Consider the following 7,761-nt stretch of genomic DNA (forward strand, 5'->3'; position numbering starts at 1 on the left):
AAATTGCTAAGCCATCGAATATGCGATAGATCTGACTTCAAAGAACGTTTTCCGCCTTGTCCACTAGCCACTTCGCGACAGCATCGTCCCACGTTTTATAGGTCATCATGTTCACGCCAACCTCCCGCCCAATGGGAAAATGCTAACAGACCTTAATATCAGAAAACCCTCAAAATTCCTCACCACTGGAACCCTAACTTTTTCCAGCAGAGAACCAATAGAACGAATTAAGGTGGTCGTGATACTGCACGATATCGTTGAAGCCGCGCATCGCAAACTCCTGAGCAACGAGCACCACAATGTCGAAACTGTCGGTATCGACCTTGAAGTAGATTTTGTATTGGCTTGGTTTTGCAATCCCACGTGAGGCCCAATAGCTCTTCTTGTTAAAGCGTGCCTCTTCCAAATTTTTAGAGACATATTTGCTGATGTAGCTGGCGATGCGATGCGCCGAGTTACGGCCACGCGGCCTAGTGAAATCGACATTGCCATTGTCCTTTCCGACCACACGCCGCCACATAGAGCGGATCAAGTTCCAACTGCGAACACGGACGCCATGTTCATTCTGGAGCCAAGCAGGAAATTGCTGGCAAGCGATATGAACATGTAACGCCCCACGTTTTTGCACTTCCAGAGTCGCAACGTAATGGAAGTCGCCAACACTCCGTAGACGTTCTCGGAACGCTTTGAAATCCGCCTCAACGCGTGCGTAATCAGTCACGCACTCTCGATAGGTCAGCGTCAGCAAGCAATCTGCCTGGAGCATCTTCGCCAGTCTGCGAACCTTCGTCTTCGCCCGCCGTGCGGCCACCATCCGAGCCCTCTCGTGATCGCCTTCACCACGCTTCGTTGGCTCTTCGCATTCCGTTGAGTAATCGAAAATCTGTCCATCGCTATAGGTCTCGCGGTTCTCATCAAGAAACACCTCGATACCGTTCGGGAATTCGGTCACTGTCAGCGTTTTCCAACGCTGCACATCTGTTCCAGCAAAATATGAACCCAATGAAGCCTTCAGATTGGCGTTAGCCGCAACCTTATCTATACTCGCTGTAAGCACAATTTTTCCTTGGTAGCGTTGTGTGAGCCCGGCAGCGTTGGCGCGCTGATCCGGGTATTTTTACGTCCATCAAAAACCACTTTTCCAACTCGCCGAAAAGGCCGTTCTTTCTCTGTTTTCCTTAAGTGTTCTAGGTACAAGTCTAGGCGCTCGCTTCGCTCGCGCCGTCCTCGCAAGCTGCGGGCGGCGCGATCTTGCTGCGCCTATTTTTCGTTACGCGTAACGGAAATTCCCCGCCTCATCGAGCGCCGCAGCGCCCTTAATCAACCGCATAAAGCCTGGCTTGTGAGTGCTTTGCACTCATGGGCAGTTGAGGCCGTTTCTCCGATCAGCCTGCCGCCGTTTTCCAGAGTTCTCCGCCTTTTCGATGAACGATAGCCGGCGCGTCTTTTGCCGCAAGGGGGCATTCATAAAAGCGCCAGAATCCGCACTTTTACAAACCTTCCCCCTTGCGGCAAAAGCCTCATGCGCCGTCTATTCGATCATCGGGCGAAGAACTCAGGAAAACGGCGGCAGGCGGTGGAGTCGAAACGACCGAAACCGCCGGTCTTACGGAGGGCTCCGAATCTAGGAACCCGGTCAGCTTTAACACCACCTCGAAGGCGCGATCATGGAACAACCAGAACTTCCCCTGCTGCATTTCCCGTATCAACCGTACTTCGCGCATTTCAAGCGCACGCGTAAGGCACTGGCCCCTTCCAACTTTGTCCCGCCGTGGAAGCAACTGCGGCTGACGCTGTACGTCCGCAATCTGATGCGCAAGGGTGCGGCCTTCATCTGGACACGCCCGGATGGCCGTCAATTTTTCTGCAAGACCATGCGCCAACTGGTGGCGCGGATCATGGACTACGATGGCTATATCCTGCATACGATTTTCCAGTACAAGAACGGGCGTTTGATCCGCACCTGACTTATAGGCGTGACACCTGAAGGACGAGAAGAATTTCCGTCTTGCTGTTCTGGCCGGTATTGGAGCGCATCCAGTCAGGCAGGAACGAGAAGCCAATGCGGCCAGAGCTTTCCCGGTTCTCCGCAAGACCACCGATGATGACGACATCGCCATCGGCGACCGATAATGAAGTGCTCACTTCACGCTTGGTCAACGTGGGCGAATTGTTGACGCCAGTTTGCGTGACGACGAAGTTTGATAGCTGCTGCCCGACTGTCAGATCCACTACCGATTCCCGCACAATCGGTTTCAAATCGAAGATAACGCCCGAACTGCGATACTCCACGGATTGCACCGGAGAGCTTCCATTGCCCGGATAACTGATCGCGCCGAGCACAGGCACATCTTGCCCAACCGCGAAGCGGCCAGCGGCACCAGAACGCACACGTAATGACGGCGCAGATATCGTCTTGAAGCGGCTATCACTGGAGAGCGCTGCAAAGACGGCATCAATGGACGCATTCTTGAGGCGGACAAAACCATCGAGCGTGGAAGGGGAAGAAACACCAGCTGAGACGGTGCCGCCAAGGAGATGCAGCGCGAGAGAAAACGCTGAGCCTTCAGCCCCATTAGACGCGACCTCAAACACCTGGCCGCGTACCATCACCTCGCCTTGCCGTGTATCCAGTTGCGCAAGCAGCGCGGACAGCTTTTTAATATCAGCTTCTGTGCCATTGAAAACAAGGGCATCGGGATCAGTATCGAGCAGCGAGGCGGCAGACCCTGCAGGAGTAGGCGCTTTCGATTGGCCGGTGGACGCATCTGCCGTTATCGCTTGTGGCGCGCCATGAATAGAGCGCGTAGAAGTGAATTCCCCCTTCGGAAAAAGTCCCCGCAATAGCTCAACAAGGTAGGTCACATCCCGATACTTCGGCCGATAGACGAACGCTTCTTTGTTCGGTTCTGGCTCTTTCACGATGCCGACGATATCAACGCCGTTCACGGTGCGGACTGACAATCCAAGCAGCCCCATGAATCGAGAGACTTCGGAGCGCGAAGAAGCGCCAGTAGCGAAGCGAAACGAAACAAGCCGCTCATCTGCAACGACATCAGGCTGTATCAGGTATGGCGTTTTGAGGATCTGCGTATACATCATCTCGACCGCCTCAGCGACACGCACACGGGAGAATTCTAAGGCGCTATCGACGGGCTGAGGAACGCCCCCAGGATGCGGCATAGACAGGCCCATTGATGGAAGCAATGGCGTTGCAGGAGCCGCGTAAGAAAGAGCGCTGTAGATCATCATCAGCGCAGCCAGAATATATTTCATTTCTTCCCCTCCATTTGAACCGGATGAACTACCGCGCCGGAATAGCGCGTGACCTTCGCGCCGTCTATTTCCCCGATGGTTTGCGGCCCCATCTGCACAAACATCGAGGGAGATTCATAACGGAAACGCCCGTTCTCATCGACGATAACGACATAGCTAACAGCCCCGAATTTTGCTGTGCCAGCGATGCGCCAAACATCGGAGAAGGTTGGCTTTTGAGGCACTATCGGGGCCTTGTTTGAATTGGCTTGAGCCCCCTCTTTTGCACTTTCAGTTGTATTCTTTTGGGCGGCAGTTTTGGGGCTAAAGAAATGGATCGTCGCGTACAAGCCAACAGAAAATGCGACGAGTAGTATTGCCGCAAGCACCCAAATCTGCTACGCGCCATCATGTTCTGACGCTTATCGACATTCACGATTTTCCCGGTGGCTCCGCTTTGACGAGGAATACAGCGGAAAAATCTCTTTGCGATACTTGCGCAGATCGACACTGATGCGCGCCGCCTTGGTCTGCTTATTCCCCCTCGAAATCGATACGCTGTAATGGCTAGACATGCCCAGCGAAATTTTCTTGTGCGTGCGAATGTGGAAGGCGACAACGTTTTTCAAAAAACGATTGAGCGTGGACATGTCTTGGATCATCAAGACCAGATCGCAAGCTACGCCCGTTTTTTCATTGGTGAAGTGCCGATGCTCTAGAAAGAAGCTTTTATGCTCTTGAAGCAGATTGGCACCGGTCGCGGGCCAGAAGCGCCACGCCTCATCGATGCACACCAAGTCGCCCGGCTGGACGATGGTATCGGTATGTGCCCCTTTTTTATCATCGTAATAAGGAAAGAACTTGGGCTGTGAAACGTCGCCATTCGTAACGTGGACGACCTCGCCCAATTCTTCAGGTACTGGCTTGTAATGCTTTTCAATGTAGGCGTGAATCTTCTCCCCATCGATCCCGTCTACGTTCGTCACAACGCGCCGACCTTGCGCAATGGCCGGGACAATGACCTCAGCGACAACCTCATAACTCTTTCCAGAACCCATGAGGCCGGTATAGACATTGATCCCCATGATTAGCCGATCAGCGGAATACGGCGGATGATGAATCGCGTGACCCAGGCCGTAAGCAAGATCGGTACACCCGCCGTGACATTGCACAGATCGAGGAAGTACCAGACCTCGCTAGGAAGTCCGCCAAAGGCAGATGTCAGCGCCGCTCCGGTCGGCAAGATATTGGTGAGAATCGCGATAAATTCAGTCGTCACGAAGAACAAGCCGAAATACAGCACGAACTTGACCAAGATGGAGCGGAAGACAAATCCGAGCACCACATTGAGGGCAGACAGCAGAATCCCGAACATCGCATTCTCCCTTACGCAGCCAGCACGATAAACAGCGCCACAAGCACCCATACAAGGGCCATTGCGGCATACAAGGTCGGACGGATTTTCTCCAGCAAGACGCAGTGCTGCGTCATCGCAATATCTTTGTTGAACACTTGAATCGTCCAGGTCGGACAAGCAGCGCTATGTCCCGGAACCACAAAATTAGTCAGCGTCGGAAACAGATTCAAGATAGGTTGCAAGATCTGCTGCGCGGTAGGCGTAGGTTCCAGTGATGGCGCACCGATGCCGGGATCAGGGCCGAGGTTTTCAAGTGGCTGATTAGATGGATTCGTGCCAGTTGAAGGCGTAGCCGAAGGATCAGCAGTAGCCACAGGTGATGAGGCCGTAGGGAGCGTAAAAGGCGTTGCAGCCGTGCCGCCACTAGGCGCAGCTTGAGGTGCAACGAAGTCTCCAACTGTCGGCCAAGACGATGGGTTCGCAGATTGCCAAGCCGCTGCATCGGCTGCTGTGATCGGATTGGTGGCGTCGAACGGCAAGCCGTTGTATCCGGGTGAAGACGCGGCAGCTTTCCAAAAATCATTAGCCAAATCAGCGATGACTTGCGGATTCAATGGCTGTGCCTTTTGAGCATCGGAGAGGCCGGCAGCAGCATCAGAAACGGTTTTGACGGGCGCTTGCGGTGGCTCCGGGAAGTTGGAGGCGGGACATACGCCAGCGCTAGCAGTGAGTTTAACGCCCGGGCAAAGCGTAGTGTTATTACTCGATTTTGTTGGTGCATTAAGCGAACCCATATCAATGGTCTCACTCGCCCCGCTATCGTAGGTATAGACGCGGATCAGATGGCAATTCCCGTCCGACTTTAGCTCAGCATGTTGAGTACCGTGACCACCCGGCGCTGTGAAATCAGTATAGACAGCGCCACTGCATGCAGCTTGCGGGGAACCGGCGACCGCATTGGAGAAAATGTAGACGACTGAAGGAGGCTTTAATCCAGCCGGAGTATTGACAGAGGCTGGATTGTCTCCAACTTGCACAGTCCCATCCGGTTTAAAAATCCATTTGATGGCGGCATCGACAGTGAGTGCGACTGCGACGCCAGCGACAATCGGTGCGGCAACAGTCACCCATGCTGGCGCCGTCACACCCAGGAGCGTCACAGTAGCAGCGCTAGCCAATCCACCGGCAATAGAACTGCTGACGTTGCTTAACGTGCTAACCCAACGCGGATCATTCGATGCAAAGCCACGACTCTGCATTTTCGCCTGCACGACACCAGACATAGAATTCTGCATTCTGGTCACGGGGACCGCTGCTGCAAATGACAGCGAGCAATGCGCGGTGAGAAAAAGGAAGAGAGCGATAAAGATGCGCATGATTACCTTGACTCCAAACCGGCAATCACCGCCCATGCACAGACAATGCCCCAGGCAAAGGAAAACAAGTACCAGAGATTGGAATAGTCCATCACTTTCCCCAAGAAGCTACTGTTTTACTTGAGACCTACCACGAAAACGCTTCGCGATTCCGCCCAATAAGTGAGCAAACAGCTCCAGTAGGCGGATAACGCCATACGCTAGAATGCAGCCGGAAAAGCTGGAAAAAACCAGAACACCACCTATTTCCCGTCCCAGTGATCGAACATCATCAACAGAAAGTGTGAAAGTCATATGTCCCCAGAAATTAAAGCTATGTTCGACGCCTTTATTGACGGCATCAAAGATGATATTTGGGTTGTAAGCGGGATCGGAGCGGCAGTGATCCTTATAGGTATTTGGATTAAAAACCGGCTCTGATTAATTCGCGGGCAAAAAAAAGGACGATGCAGCGCTACATCGCCCCCGGTCACTGCGACTGCACTTACGCCGACTTCAGATAGCTGATGACGATCTTGGCGGCCTTGATGGTCACGTACACGACGGCCAGCACTGCACCGATGGCCATAACGCCAGTAGTGATATCGCTGGCGCTGATCGAACTGGTGATCGGCGTCAGATCGACGGACGACGCAGCACGCGCAGGCAAAGCAACGACCGACGCCACACCCGCAGCCGCCAAAGCGGCCCTCTTCTGGAGCTTGGAGAACACTTGCATGGTTTTACCCCTATAAAACGCCGGAGACGTCCGGCAGCGCTTGCCCAACATAGGCAAATCTTTAGCAGAAGGTCCGGAAGATCAGAACGAAATCCAGAACCCAGAGAGCGGCAACGCCAGCCGCCAATAAACCCGTGATCGCGTCTCTTGACATCACCCCTCCCGAATCATTTGCAATAACGCGCCGATGGCCCGCCCGATCAGAAAACACACCATCACCAGAGAGAAACCCGCAGTCCAAACACTGGCGACCGACGAGGTATCAGGCGTATCCAACGTTGTTTCCAACAGTCCGACCTGTAGCGCCGCTGTGCCGCCATCGCACGAGAGTTTGCCGTCTACTGACACCGTAGGCGCGGCATCTTGCGAGCAGTACAGGACGTACTTAGGCATTGGATTTATCGTTACGCGTAACGGAAATTAGGAAATCGAACTTGCGCCGCTGGCGAAACTCGCGCTGACGTTGTGCATTCGTTTTAGGCGCGAGCTTCGGCGGGCGGCCACGGCGGGGGCTACTAAACAAATCCACCGTGAATTTATCCGCCGCCTGTTTCATGGTCAGGCCGGTACAGCGGCAGAAGCAGCGGGCTTGGCTTGCGGACGGGCAGCGCCACCACCGTGCGGATGAAGCGCAGTGATGCGAGGAACAACGAGGCGCTCGAAGCTCACATCGAGTTGGAATTCAGCGAGGTACTTACCGGGCGTCGTGTCCTTCAGCGAATCAGGCAACAGCAGTTCGCCAACCTTCGCGCCGTTATCGCCGCCAGTGACGACGCATTGAGCGCGGTACATCTTCCAGGGATTGCCGGTCTTGCGGCTGACGCCGGAGGATTCTTGGACGGAGACGATTTCAATCAGATGCTTGTTATCAATTGCGGACATGATGACTCCTTAAGGTAGGGAAAGGCCNAAAGCGGCGAAGCGGACCCTTTACGGGCAGTTACTANCAGAACTAGTTACTCAAGAATGCTCACAAAAAGAGAAACTCAAAAAAATACGGAGTTACGATGAGCCTCACCAAAACTTACGGGGGACATATGCAAACGATGCTGTTC

Annotated in this window: 10 protein-coding genes; 1 reads left to right on the plus strand and 9 read right to left on the minus strand. The window is 53.8% G+C overall.

Features of this window, described 5'->3' with window-relative positions; all coding sequences use genetic code 11:
• Positions 1–193: 193 nt before the first annotated feature.
• Positions 194–1,057, minus strand: coding sequence for a rolling circle replication-associated protein (locus I5W_RS32150; protein WP_050010697.1), 864 nt, complete (start codon positions 1,055–1,057; stop codon positions 194–196).
• A 610-nt stretch (positions 1,058–1,667) separates the two neighbouring features.
• On the opposite strand from I5W_RS32150, the gene I5W_RS19410 reads away from it, so the two are divergent.
• Positions 1,668–1,967, plus strand: coding sequence for a hypothetical protein (locus tag I5W_RS19410; protein ID WP_044529394.1), 300 nt, complete (start codon positions 1,668–1,670; stop codon positions 1,965–1,967).
• 1 nt (position 1,968) lies between these two features.
• Here the strand turns inward: I5W_RS19410 and I5W_RS19415 are convergent, their stop codons facing one another.
• The 8 genes from I5W_RS19415 to I5W_RS30190 form a co-directional block, all read right to left on the minus strand.
• Positions 1,969–3,276 carry a type II secretion system protein GspD gene (locus I5W_RS19415; protein WP_044530454.1) on the minus strand — a complete coding sequence of 436 codons (1,308 nt, stop codon included), beginning with the start codon at positions 3,274–3,276 and terminating at the stop codon, positions 1,969–1,971.
• The gene (locus tag I5W_RS33545) at positions 3,273–3,644 is read right to left on the minus strand and encodes a hypothetical protein (RefSeq protein ID WP_252717119.1); all 372 of its coding nucleotides are present in this window, start codon (positions 3,642–3,644) and stop codon (positions 3,273–3,275) included. Before I5W_RS33545 ends, I5W_RS19415 begins: the two co-directional genes overlap by 4 nt.
• Before the next feature lie 33 nt (positions 3,645–3,677).
• Entirely contained in the window at positions 3,678–4,340 is a 663-nt protein-coding gene (locus tag I5W_RS33550) for a zonular occludens toxin domain-containing protein (RefSeq protein WP_252717120.1), read from the minus strand.
• 2 nt (positions 4,341–4,342) lie between these two features.
• Positions 4,343–4,630, minus strand: coding sequence for a DUF2523 family protein (locus I5W_RS19425; protein ID WP_044530455.1), 288 nt, complete (start codon positions 4,628–4,630; stop codon positions 4,343–4,345).
• A gap of 11 nt (positions 4,631–4,641) precedes the next feature.
• Entirely contained in the window at positions 4,642–5,988 is a 1,347-nt protein-coding gene (locus I5W_RS31500; RefSeq protein WP_148289151.1) for a hypothetical protein, read from the minus strand.
• Positions 5,989–6,472: 484 nt separating this feature from the next.
• Entirely contained in the window at positions 6,473–6,706 is a 234-nt protein-coding gene (locus I5W_RS19435; RefSeq protein ID WP_044530457.1) for a major capsid protein, read from the minus strand.
• A 153-nt stretch (positions 6,707–6,859) separates the two neighbouring features.
• On the minus strand, positions 6,860–7,099 hold the full coding sequence (locus I5W_RS19440) for a hypothetical protein (protein WP_044530458.1): 240 nt from the start codon (positions 7,097–7,099) through the stop codon (positions 6,860–6,862).
• Between the two features lie 165 nt (positions 7,100–7,264).
• Positions 7,265–7,588, minus strand: a complete 324-nt coding sequence (locus tag I5W_RS30190; RefSeq protein WP_017453677.1) for a hypothetical protein — start codon at positions 7,586–7,588, stop codon at positions 7,265–7,267.
• Between the last annotated feature and the right edge of the window lie 173 nt (positions 7,589–7,761).

This window comes from Herbaspirillum sp. B65 (assembly GCF_000333555.1).
Lineage (GTDB): Bacteria > Pseudomonadota > Gammaproteobacteria > Burkholderiales > Burkholderiaceae_D > Herbaspirillum > Herbaspirillum rubrisubalbicans.